Origin of the sequence: Martinezella lusitana (genome assembly GCF_014207095.1) — a bacterium.
Lineage (GTDB): Bacteria > Pseudomonadota > Alphaproteobacteria > Rhizobiales > Rhizobiaceae > Rhizobium > Rhizobium lusitanum_B.
Window position 1 is genome coordinate 18212 of sequence record NZ_JACHBG010000036.1, and the last position, 20426, is coordinate 38637.

Below are 20426 nucleotides of genomic sequence, written 5' to 3' on the forward strand. Positions count from 1 at the left end.
GTGCCCGAATAAATGCTGCCGCAAACCACCGCTACAACTCGCTTTCGAAGAAGAACTAATCAAAACAACTGGAGGCGTCAGCATCCATTTTTGACATGGGAAAATGCGAAGTTTATCCGCAGCGCAGTCGTTGCAAATGCCGCCAGGCAAGGCGAATTGCCTCATTCGCAATGGAGCGCTCCTTGCGAAACCGATAGAGGTCCGGCTAGGGCATTGGCGAGCGCGCCATCGAGAATGGCCAGCTTCTGCGCCTGGAACTGCGCATATTCCTCGTAGAAATCGCGTGAGATCCACATCGGCGAATGCCCCGGTCGCCCAACCCAACCCAACCCGCCGATCGACTGCGCTTCCGAAATTTTCCGGCTTGTATGGGCGCTTGAAAGGCCGGTGGCTCGGGCGAGATACGCGATAGAGCGGACGTCCGTGACACATCGGTCTTGTCTTGAAAATGCTTCGCGATCGACGCCTGCAACCAGCCTGTCCATCAGCCAGCCACCCGAATCGATCCAGCTGAAAATCCGATAAAGCGGACCGGGGGCTCGTACATCGGCGCTGAGGAATAGTGCGCTTGCGACAATCGGCTGAATAAGCGGCAGCAAAGTCTCCCATTGATCGGAGAATTGAGCATATCGTCGCCGGCCATCGAGAAGGTCGAGCGCCTGGAAGTGGAGCTTGTACCAAAGAGCCAGGAGATAGAGTGATTCGGAGGATGGCTTGGCCAATCGTCCATGGCCGGTCGCTCGATCGTCTACGGGCTCGATCACCCCGTATTTCATGGACTCGTCGAAAAAAGTGTAGGCCGTGTTGCGGCTGGCAAGACCAAGGAAAGTTCCGAGAAGGCCAAAGCTTCGGCGGCTGAGACCCGGCTCAATGCTAACAAAGGGCTGGAAATAATGTGCGACCGCAGCGTGGCTGAGAAGCCAACGTTGCTGTGTCGCAAACAAGGCTGCTTTGCGCGGCGACATCTTGTGCGCTTCAAACATCCCCGATGCCAGAAAGAAAACAGCGCGTGGGAAGGTCTCGAGCGCGGTCATCTCCCCGACGTCACGATGCGACAGATCGTGACTGCCCTCCCTTGGGAGAGGCGAAACCGATGCCCGGAATTCTATAACCTGCCCCATGCGACCTCCGGCTGGCACGCGGGCCAGCGCAGCAATCCTAAGTCCCTGCTTGCGCAGTCAAATCCGCGCATTGCCCAAAACTGTGGTACCGAAAGGCCCAAAACTTCTCATATTCAGATAATATGAGAAGAAAATGCCGTAGCATCTGCAGCTTGTCAACGAGATTGTTTCTCATATTATCGGAATCTGAGAACTAAATTGTGATCGGATGGCGCTTTTGCCGAAACTTGGATATTCCAAGGTGCGCTTCACAATCCCCTCCAAATCCACTGGTTCTCCCAGAAGGAACTGCGCGAATGCCCTCACCCAAGTCCATGGTCCCGTCTTATACTTTGGGCGTCCTGACCATCGCGTACATCCTGTCTTACCTCGATCGGCAGATTCTTGGTCTCCTGGTCGAGCCCCTGAGGCAGGATCTTCACCTGACAGACTTGCAAATCGGCCTCCTGCAGGGCTTCACCTTCGCAATCGTCCTTGCGGCAAGTGGATTGCCGCTGGGTCGCTGGGTCGATACCGGGAATCGGGTGCGAATAGCCGCCATTGGGATCGCCTTCTGGAGCATCATGACGGCCGCCTGCGGCTTTGCGGGCAGTTTCGAAGCTCTTTTGCTATGCCGGGCGGGTGTCGCGCTGGGAGAAGCGGCCCTCGCGCCGGCTGCCTATTCCTTGATCAGCGATTTGTTTCCAATGCGGCGACGGGGATTTGCAATCGGCGTCTTCAGCTCCGGCGCATATATTGGGGCCGGTCTGTCGCTTGTCCTCAGCGCTACAGTGCTTCATCAATTCTTGCGGGCCGAAAGCCTGTTGCAAATCCCCGGCATACAACATGTCTGGCAGATCGTCTTCGTCGTTGTCGGAATTCCCGGCATCGCCGTCGCCCTTTGGGTGGCAAGCCTTAGAGAGCCTCAAAGACAGTCCGGTTCTGCTCCGAGCACTATACCGGGCGCGCCGGAGATACGCGCCTATTATGCGGATAATCGAGTGCAGTTCGCGAGCCTTTACCTTTGCCTCGCTTTCGCGGCAATCGAAGCCTACAGCTATAGTGCCTGGGTTCCGAGTGTGTTGATCCGCACGTTCCAAATGCCGCCCACAGACGTCGGCTTTGTCCTTGGCCCATTATTCATCGCCTCCAGCGTTTCAGGGCTGATCTTTGGCGCCACACTGGGCGATAGCCTGGTTCGGCGGGGCATAGCGGCCGCCCGCCCGATGCTCATGTGCAGCGGAGCACTTGCAGCATCGCTGTTTACAGCGGCGCTACCCTTCGCGCCAAGCCTGAATGCAGCACTGACCTTGATATCCATCGCGACGTTCCTGTCCACGATCATCGTTGCGAACGGTCCGCCGGCGCTTCAGGATATCACTCCGGCGCGCATGCGTGGCGTCACGTCGGCAATCGGCGTTATGATCGTTACGCTGATCGGGATGGGCCTTGGCCCGACATTGGTCGGATTTGTCAGTCAGACCATCATCGGCGATCCAAAGGCGATCGGGATCGCCGTAAGCATCGTTTCGACCATTGGTCTCGTCAGCTCGTCGGCGGTGGGATTGGTGGCGAGCTTCCACTACAGGCTCGGGTCGGACAATGGCGCGCCAAGCGCAATAAAAGAGCAGGCGGTCCCGGGGCAATAACACCTTTGAGAAGCGAGATTGTCATGCATTTTACTTTCGTCACCGAGAACCGTTGTCAAACCGGCGCGTTTCCACAAGCCGGAAGAAAGCAGAAATGCTCCATCAGAAGCGCTGACCGGACGGATCGGCCGCTTATCGAAGACTTGCCATTCTTGTGAGACCGTCACGCCGCTCTTATAGATCGTCTCCAAAAGAATTGATGAAAGCGCATTGCATGTCGGCCTACGAAGTCCTGGTTTCCAACATTACGCAGAGTTTTCTCGATCATGGCTATGAATCCATGACGATGATCAAGCTGGCAAAATGCTGCAATATTACCCGTCGCGGCCTCTATCATCACTTCAGCAGCAAGGAAGAAGCCTTCCACGCGATGGTTGTGCAGAACAATGAGAACACACGGCGAGACAGTTTGCGGGAGGGCGGGCGGCTTCTCTCAACGGGCGCAAATGTTCTTGATATCATCACAGCTATTCTCGACGTTCGATATGGTGATACCAGAAGAAAGCTGGCGCTTTCGCCCTATGCGCTTGAAGTCAACGACTACGCGTTTCGTCTCTGCCGCCCGGCGATGATTGAAGCTGCAGCAATTTTCCAGGCTGATTTCGCGGCCTTGCTGGAACGGGCTGTTGTAAGCGGTCTTCTGATGCTGCTACCCTCGATCTCGATTAAAACTCTGGTGCAATTGCTCTGCGACGGTGCTCGCGGAACCAATCAGAGCTTCTTTGCACCAGCACCGGAGGAAATTGCCGCCCGCTACCGGGAGATGAGCCGGGCAATTCTCTATGGCTGCGCGGAGCCGGCCAAGCCCTGACCAGTTCACGGGGGCTAACGAGATTCACTTCGCTCAGATCGCGCTTCGATGAGGCAGCGCTGCCGCAAGGCCACTGCGTGCAGCCACAGCGGAAATCGACTCGTTCTAGACTAGGTCATGCCGGAAGATCTGAACAACTTGCCGGCCGATTTCCGTCGGCGTCATCCTGCCGGGGCGATACCAGCCGGAGACATTGTTGAGAAGCGTCAACAATAGCAGACGGTAGACGCCGCGATCGAGCGAGGGATTGAGTGGCAGATCGGCAATCAGATCTCGAAACACCTGCTCGAAGGTGTCGCGCTTCTCAACGAGCTGCTCACGAATCTCAGCCGGCGTGGAGGCGAAATCGTTCATCAGCGGCATGGTCAGCGAATTCGGGTCGAGCTGGATTTCCAGCATGGTGATGCATGCGGCCTCCAGTCGCGCCCATGGATCGGAAAGCGGGGAGATAGCGGCCCGGATACGATCTTCCGCCACCTGTAGAGCAATATGGTGGATGCGGACGAACAGAGCTTCCTTCGACTTGATATAGTGATAGAGCGAGCCACCAAGCAGGCCGACCCGCTCGCCGATATCGCGCACGGACGTCGCGGCATAGCCTCGCTCGGCAAATAGCGCCGCCGCAGCCTCCAGGATGGCGCTATGGCGCTCGCTCAGCCCGCTTTCCCGCAGGGCTCCCGTTAAAGCACTCTGCGGCCCATCTGCATTTCCGCGGCCATCGCCTTGGGTCATTGCCTCTCCCGGCATCTTCCAACTCGTTGCTGATATCGCAACGCTCATAGCGCAGACGGACGATTTTCCCAAATCGCCTCGCGGATCGTCCCTCAGGAACCTCGCAGCAGCGAAAGAAATTTTGCACTTGCGAACTGTAACAATCGTTTGATACAAGCATCTCGTGACGGCAAGGAGGAAAGCTTGAGCGACAGGGAGGCAATGGACTTCGATGTGGTGATCGTCGGCGCCGGAGTGGCCGGGCTTGCCGCAGCGATCCGGCTGAAGCAGCGCGCCAACGAAGAAGGGCGAACGATTTCCGTCGTGGTTGTCGAAAAGGGTTCGGAAGTCGGCGCCCACGTCCTATCGGGCGCCGTGATCGATCCTTCCGGCCTCGATGCCCTTCTGCCCGACTGGCGAGCCGATTCCGAGCGCCCGTTGACGACAGAGGTCACCGAAGACAGGTTCTACCTTCTCGGACCGGCCGGCTCGTTTCGCCTTCCCAATCTCCTGATGCCGCCGCTGATGGGCAATCATGGCAATTTCATCGGATCGCTCGGCAATGTCGCGCGCTATCTTGCGGCGCAGGCAGAAGCGCTCGGCGTCGAGATCTATCCCGGCTTTGCGGCAACGGAGGTTCTCTTCACCTCGGATGGCGCGGTGGCCGGCATTGCGACCGGCGACATGGGGATTGGTCGCGACGGCCAGCCGAAGAGCGATTTCACCGCCGGCATGGAGCTTCGAGCGGGCTATACAATCTTCGCCGAGGGAGCGCGAGGCAGCCTGACCAAGCAGCTTCTTGATCGCTTCAACCTCACCGAAGGGCGCTCAGTTCAGAAGTTCGGTATTGGCATCAAGGAGCTCTGGCAGGTTAAGCCGGAGAAATTCCGCAAGGGTTTAGTCCAGCATTCGTTCGGTTGGCCGCTGGACATGCAAACCGGCGGCGGCTCGTTCCTCTACCATTTCGACGACAATCTGGTGACTGTCGGCTTCGTCCTGCATCTGGACTACAAGAACCCGACGCTCTCGCCGTTCGATGAGTTCCAGCGCTTCAAGACGCATCCGCTGATCCGCAAGACCTTCGAAGATGGCAGGCGCATCGCCTATGGCGCGCGCGCCCTGACCGAGGGTGGCTATCAGTCCGTGCCAAAGCTTGCCTTCCCGGGCGGCGTGCTGACCGGCTGCGCCGCGGGCTTCATGAACGTCCCGCGCATCAAGGGTTCGCATAACGCCATTCATTCCGGGATTGGGGCAGCGGATGCCGTGTTTGACGGGCTTTCTGAAGGACGCTCCAATGATACGCTTGATCGCTATGAGAGCGGCTGGCGCGGCTCGGTAGTCGGGCGCGACCTGAAGCCTGTGCGCAACGTCAAGCCGCTATGGTCGCGCTTCGGGACGCTGGCCGGCGCCGCTCTCGGCGGAATCGACATGTGGCTGCATACCCTCTTCGGCGCCTCACTCTTCGGTACGCTGCGGCACGACAAGGCCGATTTCGAGAGCCTCAAGCCGCTTTCTGGCGTGAAGCCCATCCGCTATCCCAAACCGGATGGGGTACTAACCTTCGACAGGCCATCCTCGGTCTTCTTGTCGAATACCAATCACATTGAAGAGCAACCGATCCATCTGCGGCTCGCCGATCCGGAAATCCCGCTGAAGCACAATCTGCCGCTCTATGGCGAGCCGGCGCGGCTCTATTGCCCTGCAGGGGTTTACGAGGTCGTCTATGGCGATGAGCAGGCAAAGACCGATCCGCGTTTCGTGATCAACGCGCAGAACTGCGTGCATTGCAAGACCTGCGACATCAAGGATCCCTCGCAGAACATCACCTGGGTTCCGCCGGAAGGCGGCGGCGGCCCGAACTATCCCAACATGTGACACCCGCACCGGACAGGAGTGAGATAGCCATGACTGCAATCTACATTGTCGATTACCTGCGTAGTCCATTTACACCCGGCTCTCGCGGCGCCCTTGCCGGGGTTCGCCCGGACGATCTGGCCGGCAAGGTCATTAAGGCCATTGTCGAGCGTTCCGGGATCGATCCTGCCGCGATCGAGGATGTGACCCTCGGCTGCGCTTTTGGGGAAGGCGAACAGGGCCTCAACATCGCCCGCTGTGCCGCCTTGATCGCCGGCTTGCCGCAATCGGTCGGCGGCTCCACCATCAACCGCTGGTGCGGCTCGGCCATGCAGGCGATCCAGATGGCCGCGGGCGCGATTTCGATGGGGGCGGGCGACGCATTTGTGGCGGGCGGCGTCGAAAGCATGACGCGCGTGCCGATGATGGGCTTCAACCCCATGCCGAACCCAGCCTGGAGCGACGCGCAGCGCCTCGCCTTTCTCAATATGGGCATGACGGCAGAAAACCTGGCCGATCGCTATGGCATCTCCCGCGAAGAACAGGATGCCTATTCGCTGGAGAGCCACCGCAAGGCGCTCGCCGCTCGCGCCGATGGCCGGCTGGCCGCAGAAATCGCGCCGATCGGCGAAGTGACGGCCGATGGGTGCCCGCGCGAGACCGACGCGGGAAAACTCGCCGGTCTCAAGACCTCCTTCAAGGCGGGCGGCACGGTGACGGCCGGCAACTCCTCGCCCCTGACCGACGGCGCATCCGCAACACTGGTCTGCTCGGAAACATTCATGAGGCGTCACGAGCTGACGCCGCTTGCCCGCATTTCCGGCTATGCAATCACGGGCTGCGCCCCTGAAATCATGGGGATCGGACCGGTCGAAGCAAGCCGTAAGGCGCTCAAGCGCGCCGGCATCTCCGTCGCCGACCTCGACGTGATCGAAATGAACGAGGCCTTCGCCGTGCAGGTACTCTCCTGCTGCCGCGATCTTGATATCGATCCGAACAGCCTCAACCGCGACGGCGGCGCGATCGCGCTCGGTCATCCGCTGGGCGCAACGGGCGCCCGCCTCGTCGGCAAGGCGGCGCTGCTCATGAAGCGGGATGGCGGGCGCCATGCACTCGCCACCCAGTGCATTGGCGGCGGCCAAGGCATCGCCATGGTTCTGGAGGCGGCATGACAATGGTTACGATCAAGAAAGCTGCCGTCGTCGGCGCCGGTGTCATGGGCTCCGGCATCGCTGCCCATCTTGCCAATGCAGGCCTCGACGTGGTGCTGCTCGACGTCGAGAAGACCTTCGCCGATGGCGGTGTCGCGCGTCAGCTGAAGGCTGGCGGCTTCATGGATCCGGCCTTCGCGACACGGATCAAGGCCGGATCGACGAAGGACGACCTCGCACTGATTGCCGATGCGGACTGGATCGTCGAGGCCGTTGCGGAGAAGCTCGACATCAAGCAGGCGCTCTACCGCGCCGTCGATGGTGTGCGGAAGGAGGGCTCGATTGTCTCGTCCAACACTTCGACCATTCCGCTGCATTCTCTCGTTGAGGGCCTGCCGACAAGCTTTGCCGCCGACTTCCTCATCACTCATTTCTTCAATCCGCCCCGCATCATGCGGCTGCTGGAACTCGTCTCAGGCAAGGCGACAAAACCGGAAGCGGCAGCAACGATCCGCAGCTTTGCCGACCACAGGCTCGGCAAGAGCGTCGTCGTTTGCAAGGACACGCCCGGCTTCATCGGCAATCGCATCGGCAATTACTGGATGGTGGTGGCACAGAACGAAGCCATCGATCTCGGCCTTGAGGTCGAGGAAGCCGATGCCGTCATCGGCAAGCCGTTCGGCATTCCCTCCACCGGCATCTTCGGGCTGCTGGATCTGGTCGGCATAGACCTCATGCCGACGATCCTGCGCAGCCTGCAAAAGGCGACACCGGCCGGCGACGCAGTCAAGGATTGCGACGCCGAACCGCCGCTAATCGCCCGCATGATCGCGGAAAACCGCCTCGGCCGCAAAAGCGGAGCCGGCTTCGTGCGGCTTTCGCCAGACCGCAAGTCGCGCGACGTGATCGACCTTCTAACGGGAGACTACCGGCCACAGAAGGCGGTCTCTTCCGTCAGCCTTGAGGCATCGGCCGGCGACCCCCGCAGGCTGATGGAACATGGTGGCCTCGCCGGCCGCTATGCCTCGGTCGTGATGGAAAAGACGCTCGCCTATGCCGCCTCGCTCGTGCCCGATATTGCCGACACACCGGATGCGGTCGATGAGGCCATGCGCAGCGGCTATGGCTGGAAGCAGGGTCCCTTCGAGCTGATCGACCGGCTTGGTGCCGGCTGGCTGAAGGCGCGGCTCGAGACACGCGGCCTTGCCGTACCGGCGTATCTCTCGCTTGCCGTCGAAAGGGGTGGATTCTATTCCGTCGTTGACGGCAAGCGCGTCAACCTGCTGCCTGACGGAAGTATAGCCCCCGTTCATCAAGCCGAAGGCGTGCTCCTCCTTTCCGACCTCAGGCTTTCTGCAGACGCAGTCGAGGATTGGGGCGTGGCCGGCCTCTGGGACCTTGGCGACGGTGTCGCCTGCCTTGAGTTCCGCACCAAGATGAACACCTACACGCCGGCCCTGTTCGAGGCCATCAACAAGGCGATCGAACGCTGCGGCCGGGACTTCAAGGCCCTGGTGATCGGCAGCGATTCCCCGGTCTTCAGTGCCGGGGCAGATCTGCGCATCTTCCTCGATACGGTGGAAAAGGGAGGCCGAGAGGCAATCGGCGCCTTCATTGATCAGGGCCACGATACTTTCAGGGCCCTGAAATATGCCCCCTTCCCCGTTGTCGGCGCTGCCGCCGGGCTGGCGCTTGGCGGCGGCTGCGAGATCCTGCTTCACTGCGATGCGATCCAGGCCCATGCCGAGCTTACCATCGGCCTTGTCGAGACCCGGATCGGCGTCGTCCCTGGCTGGGGCGGCTGTAAGGAAATGATGCTGCGTTTCTCAAGCGCTACCGCCGCCTTGAAGGGGCCGGTCGCGCCGGCCATCGAGGTCTTCAACATCATCGAACCGGCAAGGGTGTCGACCAGTGCCTTCGACGCCCGCAGCCTCGGTTATCTGAGAGCCAGCGACGGCATCACCATGAACCGCAGCCGGCTGCTGGCCGACGCCAAGGCCAAAGCCCTGGCTCTTGCGAACAACTATGTGGCCCCGGAACCACCGACACTTACGCTGTCGGGACCATCAGGCGCTGCCGCCCTTCACAACCTCATCGAAGGTGCCATGGTCGCCGGACGCGCCACCGGCCATGACGGCATCATCGGGCGCGCCCTTGCCGGGGTGCTGACGGGCGGGCCCTCGGCCGATCCCCTGAAGCCCGTCTCCGAGGACGACGTACTCGCATTGGAACGCCAGGCCTTCATCGACCTGCTGGCAACACCCGCAACCGTGGACCGCGTCAGGCATATGCTGGCAACCGGCAAGCCGCTGCGCAACTGAACAGGAACGGACAAGAACCCTATGGCTGGCTACATCCCTCCGATCGACGATATTTCTTTTCTCCTCGGCGGCGTCTTCGACCTTGATGCGCAGATGGCTGCACTCCCCGGGTTTGAAGAGGTCAATACCGACCTCGCAACGAGCATTCTCGAAGAAGGCGGCAAGTTCTGCGCGGAAATCCTCGAGCCGCTCAATCGTTCGGGCGACGAAGAGGGCTGCACCCTGGAAGACGGACTTGTGACGACGCCGAAGGGCTTCGCGCAAGCCTATGGGGCCTTCGTCGACGGCGGCTGGGCCGGCCTGTCTGGCAATCCGGACTATGGCGGACAGGGTCTACCGCGCGTCCTGCAGATCCTGCTCGACGAGATGCTGTCTTCCGCCAATCTCTCCTTCGGCCTGTTTCCGGGCCTGACGCGCGGCGCTGTCGAAGCGATCGCCCACCATGCCACTGACGAGTTGAAACAGACATATCTGCCGAAGATGATCTCCGGCGAATGGACGGGCGCCATGGCGCTCACAGAATCCTCCGCCGGCACCGACCTCGGCCTGCTGACAACCCGCGCCGAACCGCGAGGCGATGGTTCCTATGCCATCAGGGGCACGAAAATCTTTATCTCCTCCGGCGACCAGGATTTCGGCGGCAACGTCGTGCATCTGGTGCTCGCCCGCCTGCCCGATGCGCCGAAGGGCGTGAAAGGCATCAGCCTCTTCCTGGTCCCGAAGTTTCTCGTCAAGCAGGACGGTTCGCTTGGCGAGCGCAATCGAATGTCCGTCGGCTCGCTGGAGCACAAGATGGGCATCCACGCCCAGCCGACCTGCGTGATGAACTATGACGGCGCCATAGGCTGGCTCGTCGGCGAGCCCGGCCGCGGCCTCAACGCCATGTTCACGATGATGAATGCCGAGCGCCTCTTCGTCGGCATTCAGGGTCTCGGCATTGGCGAGGCAGCTAACCAGAAGGCTGCCGCCTATGCCCGAGATCGCTTGCAGGGCCGTTCCCCCGATGGCGCCCGTGGCCCCGTACCGATCATCGAGCACGCCGATGTGCGCAAGATGCTCCTGACCGGCCGATCCTTGACGGAAGCCGGGCGCGCACTCGCTGTCTGGACCGCGCTGCAGATGGATATCGCGACCAGACATCCCGATCCGGAAGCCCGCCGTACGGCAGATGGCTTCGTCGCCTTGCTGACGCCGGTCGTCAAGGCTGCTTTCACCGATTTCGGCTTCGAGATCGCGGTTATGTCTCAACAAGTCTTTGGCGGCCACGGCTATATCCGCGAATGGGGCATGGAACAATTTGTGCGCGATGCCCGGATAACGCAGATCTACGAAGGCACCAACGGCGTGCAGGCCATGGATCTCGTCGGTCGCAAGTTGGCGATGGACAATGGCGATGTTGTACGCCGCTTCTTTGCGCTGGTGCACGCCGATCTGTCTTCGGCCAACGGCTCGGCTGAGTTCGAGTCCGCGAAGGGTGCCGTGACAGAAGCCCTTGTCCGCCTTGAGCAACTGACCGAAGATCTGCTGTCTACATCCGCCGACCCCATGGAGGCGGGAGCAAGCGCCACAGACTATCTGCGCTTTTTTGCGCTCGTGAGCTTCGGTTGGCTCTGGGTGCGCATGGCCGACAAGGCCGCGGCTTCAGTGCCGACGGCCCTGACGAAGCGCAAACTCTTGCTTGCCCGCTTCTTCGCGGCCCGGCTGTTGCCGCAGACTTTGGCGCTGGAGGCGGCTATCCGCGCTGGTGCGACCGACATCATGGCGCTCGACGCCGATCTGTTCTGATTGAACGCTCTCTGGGAGGGGAAGACCATGCTTGGCATGATGATGAATGCACCGCTGCTCGTGTCATCGATCCTGCGTCACGCCGCGGCCTATCATGGCGGCACGGAGATCGTCTCCAAAACCGTCGAAGGCCCGATCCATCGCTACAGCTACGCGGACCTCTCCCGGCGAAGCCAGAAGCTCGCCAACGCGCTTCAGAGATTTGGCCTCAACCATGGCGACCGGGTGGGTACGCTCGCCTGGAATGGCTATCGGCACCTGGAGCTCTATTACGGCATTTCCGGATCAGGCCTGGTGTGTCACACGATCAACCCGCGCCTCTTTCGCGAGCAGATCGGCTACATCATCGACCACGCAGGCGACAGCGTGCTCTTCTCCGACCTCACCTTTTTGCCGATCCTCGAAGGACTGGCCGATAAACTTGCGCAACTGAAGGCCGTGATCATCCTGACCGACGAGGCCCATATGCCGAAGTCGGAATGTCTGCCGAATCTCATCTGCTATGAGAGACTGATTGCCGGCGAACCGGATGAATTCGATTGGCCAGTATTTGACGAGAACACCGCCTCGAGCCTGTGCTACACATCCGGCACGACAGGGGATCCGAAAGGTGTGCTCTACAGCCACCGTTCCACGGTTCTGCATGCTATGGCTTCGACCTTCATCGATGTACTCGGTCTTTCTGCCTCGGATTCGGTCGTGCCTGTCGTGCCGATGTTTCATGTCAACGCCTGGGGTATCCCCTTCGCCGCACCGATGGTTGGCGCGAAGCTGGTCATGCCTGGTCCGAATCTCGATGGGGCAAGCCTGCACGGCCTGTTCGAAAGTGAGAAGGTGACATTTACTGCGGGAGTACCGACGGTCTGGCTCGGCCTGCTCGATTGGATGGATGGTCACGGCCAGAAATTCTCCACGCTGAAGCGCGTCGCCATCGGCGGCTCGGCCTCGCCGCCGATCATGATCAGCCGTTTCCAAAACATGGGGGTCATGGTTCGCCATGCCTGGGGCATGACGGAAACAAGCCCGATCGGACTTGCGGCTGCACTCTTGCCCAAGCACGAGGCGCTTTCGGCGGAGCAAAGGCTAATAGTCGAATCCAAGCAAGGCCGCCCGCTATTCGGCATGGAATTCAGCGTTGTCGGCGCTGACGGCAAGCCTGTGGCACGCGACGGCAAAGCATTCGGTGCAATGCTGGTGCGCGGCCCCTGGGTTGCGGCCAGCTACTACAATGCGGAAAAGAGCGCGGCATACGCGGTCGATGGCTGGTTCGAAACCGGCGATGTCGTCACGATGGACGAGGACGGCTTCGTGCAGATCGTCGATCGCACCAAGGACGTAGTGAAATCCGGCGGCGAATGGATCAGCTCGATCGAATTGGAGAACATTGCGCAGGCCCACCCGGCAATCAAGGAGGCAGCCGTCGTCGCGGTGCCGGATGGCCGATGGGGTGAGCGACCGGTTCTCACGGTCGTCCTGAAGCCCGGGCAAACATTCACGCGGCAGGATCTGCCGGAACTCTATACCGGCAAAATCTCCAAGTGGAGCATTCCCGACGATGTCATTGTCGTCGACGAATTGCCGCACACGGCAACCGGCAAACTCTTGAAGATCGCGATCCGGCAAATTGTCATCGAGGAATATGCCAAGCGCTCCGCAGACGCGGAGTTGAACAACTGAGAGGATCCGGACATGAGCGACCACACCACGATGCCAGAGCTTTACCTTGAGGATCTCGAACTCGGGCAGCGCTTCACCAGCCCCTCTCATGTGATGGAGCTCGATGAGATCAAGGAATTTGCGGGTCGCTACGATCCGCAATTCTTCCATCTGGACGAGGAGCTCGCGCGCGACAGCCTGTTCGGAAGGCTGGCTGCCAGCGGCTGGCATACGGCCGCGACGACTATGCGGCTGCTTGTTCAAAGCCTGCCGTTGGCCGGCGGGCTGATCGGCGCAGGTGCGGAAATTTCCTGGCCGCGCGCGACATGGCCTGGCGACCGCATCCATGTGGAAAGCGAGATCACCGCTATCACGCTGTCTCGTTCCCAACCAAAGCGTGGGTTTGTCACTGTGCGAAGCGAGACGATAAATCAGAACGGCGAGATCGTGCAGGTGTTCACACCAAAGATCGTTGGCTGGCGCAGGGCTTGAATCTGCTCCCATGAGAAGCGACGCATCGGCCTCGGTTTGCAAGGTTGTCTCAATGAAGGGATGATAATGGCGCGTCACTGGCCTGCCGACGCGGGCAGGCAATGGAGCTGACGGAATGCGTGTGCTGCTGGTCGAGGACGAGAAATCGATGGCTGCCGTCTTGCGCAGTGGACTTGTGCGCCAAGGCATGGTCGTGGACGATGTGGCGACCCTTTTGGATGCCGATGCAGCCCTCTATGACGGCGTCTACGATGCCGTGGTGCTGGATCGCAGATTACCCGACGGCGACGGCCTGTCGCTGGTCAAATCGCTGCGCGCCAGAGGCGATACGGTACCGGTATTGGTATTGACGGCGAAGGGCGATCTGCTTGACCGGATCGCCGGTCTCGACAGCGGTGCGGACGACTATCTTGGCAAGCCATTCTCTTTTGAGGAATTCCTGGCCCGGCTGCGCGCCATCCTGCGCCGGCCGGCCAATCTGCAGCCTGATATCGTCAGACTAGGCCGCCTATCATTCGATTTCGCGCATCTTGAGGCGCATGTCGAAACCGTTCCTCTGCGCATGCCCCGCCGCGAACTGCTTGTACTGGAAGCGCTGATGCGGCGCATGGGGCGGATGGTGCTGCGCGAGACGTTGATGGAAGCCGTTTTCGGCATGAACGACGAAATCGAATCAAATGCGCTCGACACGCATATTTCTCGCCTGCGCCGAAAGCTCGCAGACGCGCATGCCGGCATCGCCATCAGCGGTATCCGTGGTGTCGGCTATCTCATCAGCGAGACGGCATAATGCGGCAGCCCTCGCTGAAATGGCTACTCGTCAGTAGGCTGGTGACGCTACAGGCCTGCATCATCGCGATAATACCGCTGATTATCACGGTCACGCTCTGGAGCACCGGCTATCTGCTGGACGACTATGAGGGCGCCAGTCTCGATGTGCTCGCCGAGGCGGTTGAACGGGACGCAACGGGCGGACTGGCGCTACGGGAGACCCCGGCACTTGGTTCTCTTCGGGCCAACGCACCCGACCTGTGGTTTGCGATCCGCGATCGCGAAGGACACCGCCTGCAAGAGGGCAACATTCCGCCCGCCTATCTGCCTGCAATCGCGATGCTCGACCAGCTCAGCGACGCGCGCCTGAGCAAACAACCCGAACTGGCAGGGAAACCCGACGCTGTAATCAAATGGGTCGACAGCCCTGCCGGCCGGATCCAGATCCTGACCGGCACGAAAGGACAGATGTCCGTGCAGCGGCTGGCAAGGGGTATGTCGGGCGGGCTCATCTCCCTCATTCTGCCCGTCATCGTGCTTGTGGCTTTGACGACCTCGCTTGCCACGCCGCTGGTGGTGCGGCGCGCCTTGGCGGGGCTCCGGCGGACCGTGGAGCAGGCCGCGCATATAGAGTTCGACAAGCGCGGCACTCAGCTGCAGGCGAGTGACATGCCCGTCGAAATCAGCGCACTTGTCGGGGCTGTCAATGATGCGCTGCGTCGTCTCGACGTCGGCTATGAGCGACATCAGCATTTCCTGGCGCAGGCGGCCCATGAACTGCGCACACCGATCGCCATTTTGAATGCACGCATTTCCACCTTGCCCGCAGGTTCGGACAGGCGTGACCTGCTGGAAGACGCGGCGCGTCTGACGACACTTGCCGGTCAGTTGCTCGATCTCCAGCGCCTCGACCAGAAGCGCGACCACTTCCTGTCGGTCAATCTGACCGCCATGGCCAAACAGGTGCTATTCGATCTTGGCCCCCTGGCGCTCGGTGCCGGCTATGAGGTGAGCTTCGAACCGGAAGCCGACGAGGTGCTGGTGATCGGCGACCACACTTCGCTGGAGCGGGCTTTGACCAATCTTGTTCAAAACGCCATCGACCATGGCGGACGCCAGGGAACGATTTGCTTGCGCGTCGGCAAGGACCATTTCGTCGAAGTTTCCGACGAAGGCAAAGGTGTCGCCTGGGACGCACGCGAGCAGATCTTCGAGCCGTTCAATCGCCTCGGCCCTAACGGCCGCGGCGCCGGATTGGGGCTCAATCTGGTTCGGGAGATCATGGAGATGCATGGCGGCACCGTCGCCGTTGTCAATGCTGGCTCCAAGGGCGCCTGTGTGAGGATGACATTCCCCCGCACAGGGATCGCCGATGGCGAAGTGCAAACGACCTAGGCGCACGCAACCGGAGCACCGCCCGCGGCGCCGTCTCGTCAATCGGACGTGCCGATCGGCTGTTCCGCGCAGTTGGGCTATTAGAACCGCCGCGCATTGCTTCGCTTTGCCCGACGCAGGATCCACACTATGGCGAACTCAGCAGCAATCAGCCCCACCGCGACTGCAAGACCGAGGGTGATCGGGTCACGGCCGCTCCCGTATAACAGGAACCCCAGACACAGGAAGGGTGTGTTCCAAAGCAGGCTGCCAATGAGGGTAGCCAGGGCGAAGCCGCGCAATTCGAGTTTGAACACGCCGGCCGGCAAGCCAAGATAGACGCGAACGGCCGGTATCGTATGGCCGACGAGGGTCGTCCAGAATTGATTGCGGCGATACGAACCGACCAGACGCTGGTAGAGTGAAGGCGGCAGCAGGATGAAACGGCCATAGCGCGTCACCAAGTCTTCGACCCGGTGCGAGCCCAGTGTCCATCCGAACCCATACCAGAGCAGAGAACCAAGCGTCGATCCAAACGCGGTGGCAGCCACAATTGCCGCGAGGTTCAGACTGCTCTTTGCGGTCATGCCAACAAACATCAGCAGGACATAGGACGGAAAGATCGGGACGAATTTTTCTGCAATAGCCAAGCAGACGAGGCCGACGAGGCCGAAACTCAGCATCGTCGCGATAATAGGCGACATCTCCATGATCGGTTCACATCACAGACAGGAGGGATGGTCGAGGCTGCGCGTGATCCGATAGACCGAGGCAGGCGGCAGATTTCGCATCGTCCATCCGCAGCGCATAGCCTCCAGCCCCAATTGCTCGAGTATCCTGCTCGGCACCGGACAGCGTGGTCCGTAAGTTATCTGATAGAAGGCCCCACCCGGCGCCATGCAGGCGAAGGCGCCGCTGAGAATAGCCGAGGCCTTGTCCGGCGGCATGGTCAAAATGCCCAGTCCGCTAATCACTGCGCCAACTGCGGCACCGGCAAAAAGACCCGTCGTCGCCAATTCGGTCGCGTCCATGTGCAACACCCGCGCCAGCGGAAAGCGGTGTCGGAGCAGGCGCGCAAAGGTGGGGTCGTATTCCACCAATGTGATGCTGCGCTCAGGCACGCCGCGGGCAAGCAACGCTTTCGTAAATGGGCCGGTTCCCGCACCCAGTTCAAGGACCTGCCCGGTGCTGGGCGACACGCCTTGCGTCATCAGATCTGCAACCGCGCGGCCGGATGGGGCAATCGCCGCGACACGAAGGGGATTGGCGATCCAGGCTCGGAAGAAGGCAAGCGCATCAGAACCCAGCATGGCACCCTCGCTTGCTCAGGGCATCTGTGGCCCTGTGAGCGTCAACGGTGACGAGTTGCGTTGGTAACATCGATAACATTTTCGAACCATCCAAGATGTGAGGACATTGAACCGCTCCATGAGAACGATTGTTCGATCGACCGAGAAAGCAGTGGCCTGCCGCAAACCAGATCAATCGCAACGCTGTGTCCCACGCCTGGATTGAGACAGCCTGTCACGACAAAGCGTGACGGTCCCGATCTGACAATTGCGGTTTGCCCCTGGAGCGACATGGTGCTTGGGGGTGTTTTTCGCCACGAACAGATCACCGATTGATTGCAGCGCCTGATCACTGCAATCTCGGCGCTGTCAAAGATAAAAGGTCGGGCTTGATTTCGACGCCCCGTGAGCGAATTCATCGCTGCGACCGCTCGGTAGTCCGAGGGCTGCATCGCCGTCGGCGAGGCCGCAAAAATCAGCGGTCGGGTCGAAGAGTGCCTGGGCGGTTAAGTGCACGCCTTTCCTTCCGCTAGGCACCGCCATTACCCGCCATCATGCTGGATCGGAGCGCGGCACCTCGGTGACGCTCGCAAAAAAGCACTTGCTGAGCCTGCAAGCGGGGCCACGGCATGGATTTCAACGAAAAACGGCGCGTTCGAGACGCGCCGCTTCAAGTTTATTCGTGCCGAGCAAGAGAGATCAGGCGCCGGCAGTCTGCGTATGGGTTGCGAGCTGCTCATCATGATTGTTGAACAGCACATGCACGGCATCATGGCCTGACGGCGTGTAGTTCTGCAGCGTGGCAACTACGTGGGTTTCCGACCCGGTGTTGACGCTGATCTTCGTCGAATTGGTTGCGGCATCGACCGCCGCCGTCATCGATGCGACAGCATTCGCCTCGGTCATGCCCGGATGTTCTCCCACCAGTGCGTTCAGCAGGTTCGAGACATCCAGCTTGTCGCCCTGTCCCTTCGGGCTGAAGTCGGTGATGACATCGGCCATATTGAGGTTGTGCAGGGCCTTTGCATCGAGCACGAAGGTATCGGCCCCGGCGCCACCGGTCATCGTGTAACCGCCACCGCTGGTCAGCGTATCGTTGCCGTCGGTGCCGTAAAGGTGGCCGATCCCGCTGAAGTCGATCTCGGTGGATGTCCCGTCATGGCCAAGCGAGAAGTCACTGGCCGAGTACTCGCCAGTGAGGCCGATCGAAGCAGTATGGGTACCGTCGGTGACTGTCAGCACACCGCCCGTCTTTCCTGCATTCTCTGCATAGGAGAAGCTGGCGGTCGCGGCGGAGATGTCGCCGAACCGCAAGGCGTCGTTACCATCGAGACCCGCGATCGTACCCGTAAAGGCCGCGGCATGATCGATGGTGATCGTTGCCTGTGCATCCTTGCCAAGCGTAATCGCCTCGTGGAACGAGCCACCGATCTCGAGGTTGGCGTGACCCGACAGCAGCACCGTGCCGCTACCGCTGACATCGCCGTCGAGATTGACGTTGCCGCCATTCGCCCAGAGCAGTCCGTTATTGACGAGGTCGCTATGGATATGGAGACCACCTGCCCCGGTTGCCTCCAGCGTGCCCGTGTTGCTGACCGCATTGGCGCCGGTGTCGATGACGAGCGCGTGGCTACCGTCGGCAATAATCGTGCCGGCGTTGACGAGCGTCAGGTGGCCATCGCCGAGCTTACCAGCGCCGGAGATGGTGTTATCTACATTCGTCAGCGTGACATGATCGCTGCTGCCGAAGATGATGTTGGCTGCATTGTCGGACAGTGTCACCGTGCCGCCGCCGGTCAATGTCAGGCCACGCTGGACGATTTCGAGGTCCGTCTCGCTGCCGGTAGAGGTGATATGGATGCTGCCGGTGTTGTCGAGCGTTCCGCTGAACGGCATCAATGCGCCATCGGCGACCACCATATTCCCGGTATTGTGGGTTACGACTGCTTCATTGAAGAGGAAGTCGTCTGCCGTGAGAGCCGCGGCGCTCACGCCTGCCAAGGTGATGGTCTCGCCATTGCCGAGCGTGATGACGGCATTGCCGGAGGCATCGCTCGACAGATGGGCCAGAACGTCCGCGAAGCTATTGAAGCCCGCAAAGCCGATCAGGTCGATCTTGTCATGCGCCACATCAAAGTTGTGCACGACGTCCTTACCAATGGTGTTTGCAAAGACCAGCGTGTCGTTGCCGCTCGATGCTGTGAGCGTATCGTCGCCCGACCAGGCGAAGATCGGCGAACCCTTGGCATAGGCTTCGACATTGTCGGCCACCGTGGCCATGCCGGTTGTGCCGTCTGCGTTGATCCAGGTTTCGGTGATCTGGAGGACCACTGCGCCAGTCACGCCATCCGGTGAAGTCACCGTCAGAGAGGACGGGTCATGCGTCACCACGGACCAGGTACCATCGGCGTTAAGCGTGCCCTCACTTAGCGTCCAGCCTGCCGGTACGCCGGCAACACTCACTGCAACCAGGCCGTCATGATGCGACGGATCGGGAAGTGCAAGGTTGATGGCCTCGCCAGACATGCCGGCGGGCATGGATACTGGATGTATGGTCACGTGCGCTGACGCCAATCCCCCCTGCCCGTCGGTGAGGGTGAACGAGACATCCCTATCTGTTCCCAAATTCGAGTTCGCGGTCGAGCCAAATTGAACACTCTGTAACAGAGCCGTCACCGCAGCCGGCGTGGCATTCGCATTAAAATTAACAGTCAGAGTCTGGTTACTGAATGAGTAGACCGCAATAGTCTTCCCGCCGTAGGCAAAACTTCCGTTAGAATTTGAGATAGACAGGTAGTCCGAGGCCCCGGATGTTGTGACCTTAAGTGTTCCGCCGTTGAAATTGGGGGAGTCGCTATCAGTTACAAGCGCATTCGGCACGAGGTTAACAGTCGTCTTCCGAACGTAGTTGACTGTTGTATCATTTCCACTTGTCGTCGTATCAAGATCCAATACTGGCGCAACATTTTGATGCGGAGCAACTGCGAGAGTCGTTGTACTCACGTTGCTATTTATCGTTCCATCATTAACAGACCAATTGATCGTCCGGGTTGCTGTGCTCGAGTTTGTCGACGAGAACGTAACACTATCCAAAACAGCTTGATAGTGCGCCAGTGTATCGGTGCCCGTCAGCGTCAGCACGCCGCTTTGAGCGTTATAACTTGCCGTAATCGACGTTCCTGTGACCGTGGCGGACAGCACATCTCCGGTCACAAAACCACTCGAAATGAAAACCTTGGCGGAGGCCATTGCTGTATTATCGACATCCGCGACAGTTGTCGTACTCGACAGCACTGATGCCGTACCTCCTATCGTATAGGAAGCATTCGCAGCCGTACCACCCAGCACCGGCGCATCATCCGTGCCATTGATCGTGATGTCGATCTGCTGGGACGTGCCGTCCGCCGTCGTCACCGTGACGATATCGTGCAGCTTCGTATTGTTGCCGGTGCTGTTCAGCGC

General features: G+C 60.3%; 15 protein-coding genes and 1 pseudogene. 10 read left to right on the forward strand and 6 right to left on the reverse strand.

Translation table 11 applies throughout. The features are described from left to right. Nucleotides 1-161 precede the first annotated feature (161 nt). Nucleotides 162-1121 carry a hypothetical protein gene (locus tag GGD46_RS32155; protein WP_184711252.1) on the reverse strand — a complete coding sequence of 320 codons (960 nt, stop codon included), beginning with the start codon at nucleotides 1119-1121 and terminating at the stop codon, nucleotides 162-164. Between the two features lie 296 nt (nucleotides 1122-1417). Between GGD46_RS32155 and GGD46_RS32160 the strand changes: the two genes are divergently transcribed. Continuing rightward, complete coding sequence (locus GGD46_RS32160) at nucleotides 1418-2749, forward strand: MFS transporter (protein ID WP_246806527.1); 1332 nt, start codon at nucleotides 1418-1420, stop codon at nucleotides 2747-2749. Nucleotides 2750-2963: 214 nt separating this feature from the next. Beyond that, nucleotides 2964-3560: a TetR/AcrR family transcriptional regulator gene (locus tag GGD46_RS32165; protein ID WP_184711254.1), complete on the forward strand. Its 597-nt coding sequence runs from the start codon at nucleotides 2964-2966 to the stop codon at nucleotides 3558-3560. Between the two features lie 105 nt (nucleotides 3561-3665). Here the strand turns inward: GGD46_RS32165 and GGD46_RS32170 are convergent, their stop codons facing one another. Beyond that, nucleotides 3666-4292, reverse strand: coding sequence for a TetR/AcrR family transcriptional regulator (locus GGD46_RS32170; protein ID WP_184711256.1), 627 nt, complete (start codon nucleotides 4290-4292; stop codon nucleotides 3666-3668). A 201-nt stretch (nucleotides 4293-4493) separates the two neighbouring features. On the opposite strand from GGD46_RS32170, the gene GGD46_RS32175 reads away from it, so the two are divergent. From GGD46_RS32175 to GGD46_RS32210, 8 genes are all read left to right on the forward strand, one after another. Continuing rightward, nucleotides 4494-6146: an electron transfer flavoprotein-ubiquinone oxidoreductase gene (locus GGD46_RS32175; RefSeq protein WP_184711284.1), complete on the forward strand. Its 1653-nt coding sequence runs from the start codon at nucleotides 4494-4496 to the stop codon at nucleotides 6144-6146. A 29-nt stretch (nucleotides 6147-6175) separates the two neighbouring features. Next, a complete protein-coding gene (locus tag GGD46_RS32180; RefSeq protein ID WP_184711258.1) occupies nucleotides 6176-7297 on the forward strand; it encodes a thiolase family protein in 1122 nt (373 codons plus the stop codon). A gap of 2 nt (nucleotides 7298-7299) precedes the next feature. After that, on the forward strand, nucleotides 7300-9597 hold the full coding sequence (locus tag GGD46_RS32185) for a 3-hydroxyacyl-CoA dehydrogenase/enoyl-CoA hydratase family protein (RefSeq protein ID WP_184711286.1): 2298 nt from the start codon (nucleotides 7300-7302) through the stop codon (nucleotides 9595-9597). A 21-nt stretch (nucleotides 9598-9618) separates the two neighbouring features. Next, entirely contained in the window at nucleotides 9619-11382 is a 1764-nt protein-coding gene (locus GGD46_RS32190) for an acyl-CoA dehydrogenase C-terminal domain-containing protein (protein ID WP_184711260.1), read from the forward strand. 27 nt (nucleotides 11383-11409) lie between these two features. Beyond that, nucleotides 11410-13059 (forward strand): long-chain-fatty-acid--CoA ligase, encoded by a 1650-nt coding sequence (locus GGD46_RS32195; RefSeq protein WP_184711262.1) that lies wholly within the window; start codon nucleotides 11410-11412, stop codon nucleotides 13057-13059. Between the two features lie 12 nt (nucleotides 13060-13071). Continuing rightward, on the forward strand, nucleotides 13072-13530 hold the full coding sequence (locus GGD46_RS32200) for a MaoC family dehydratase (RefSeq protein ID WP_184711264.1): 459 nt from the start codon (nucleotides 13072-13074) through the stop codon (nucleotides 13528-13530). A gap of 115 nt (nucleotides 13531-13645) precedes the next feature. Continuing rightward, nucleotides 13646-14320, forward strand: a complete 675-nt coding sequence (locus tag GGD46_RS32205) for a response regulator transcription factor (protein WP_184711266.1) — start codon at nucleotides 13646-13648, stop codon at nucleotides 14318-14320. Beyond that, nucleotides 14320-15696, forward strand: coding sequence for a HAMP domain-containing sensor histidine kinase (locus GGD46_RS32210; RefSeq protein WP_184711268.1), 1377 nt, complete (start codon nucleotides 14320-14322; stop codon nucleotides 15694-15696). Before GGD46_RS32205 ends, GGD46_RS32210 begins: the two co-directional genes overlap by 1 nt. An 80-nt stretch (nucleotides 15697-15776) precedes the next feature. Here the strand turns inward: GGD46_RS32210 and GGD46_RS32215 are convergent, their stop codons facing one another. From GGD46_RS32215 to GGD46_RS34605, 4 genes and pseudogenes are all read right to left on the reverse strand, one after another. Continuing rightward, nucleotides 15777-16358, reverse strand: a complete 582-nt coding sequence (locus tag GGD46_RS32215; RefSeq protein WP_184711270.1) for a DedA family protein — start codon at nucleotides 16356-16358, stop codon at nucleotides 15777-15779. 39 nt (nucleotides 16359-16397) lie between these two features. After that, a complete protein-coding gene (locus GGD46_RS32220; RefSeq protein ID WP_184711272.1) occupies nucleotides 16398-16985 on the reverse strand; it encodes a class I SAM-dependent methyltransferase in 588 nt (195 codons plus the stop codon). Nucleotides 16986-17663: 678 nt separating this feature from the next. Next, entirely contained in the window at nucleotides 17664-19523 is a 1860-nt protein-coding gene (locus tag GGD46_RS34475) for a type I secretion C-terminal target domain-containing protein (protein ID WP_313206353.1), read from the reverse strand. Nucleotides 19524-20303: 780 nt separating this feature from the next. Then, nucleotides 20304-20423: pseudogene (locus tag GGD46_RS34605) on the reverse strand (VCBS domain-containing protein); the annotation flags it as partial. Nucleotides 20424-20426 lie beyond the last annotated feature (3 nt).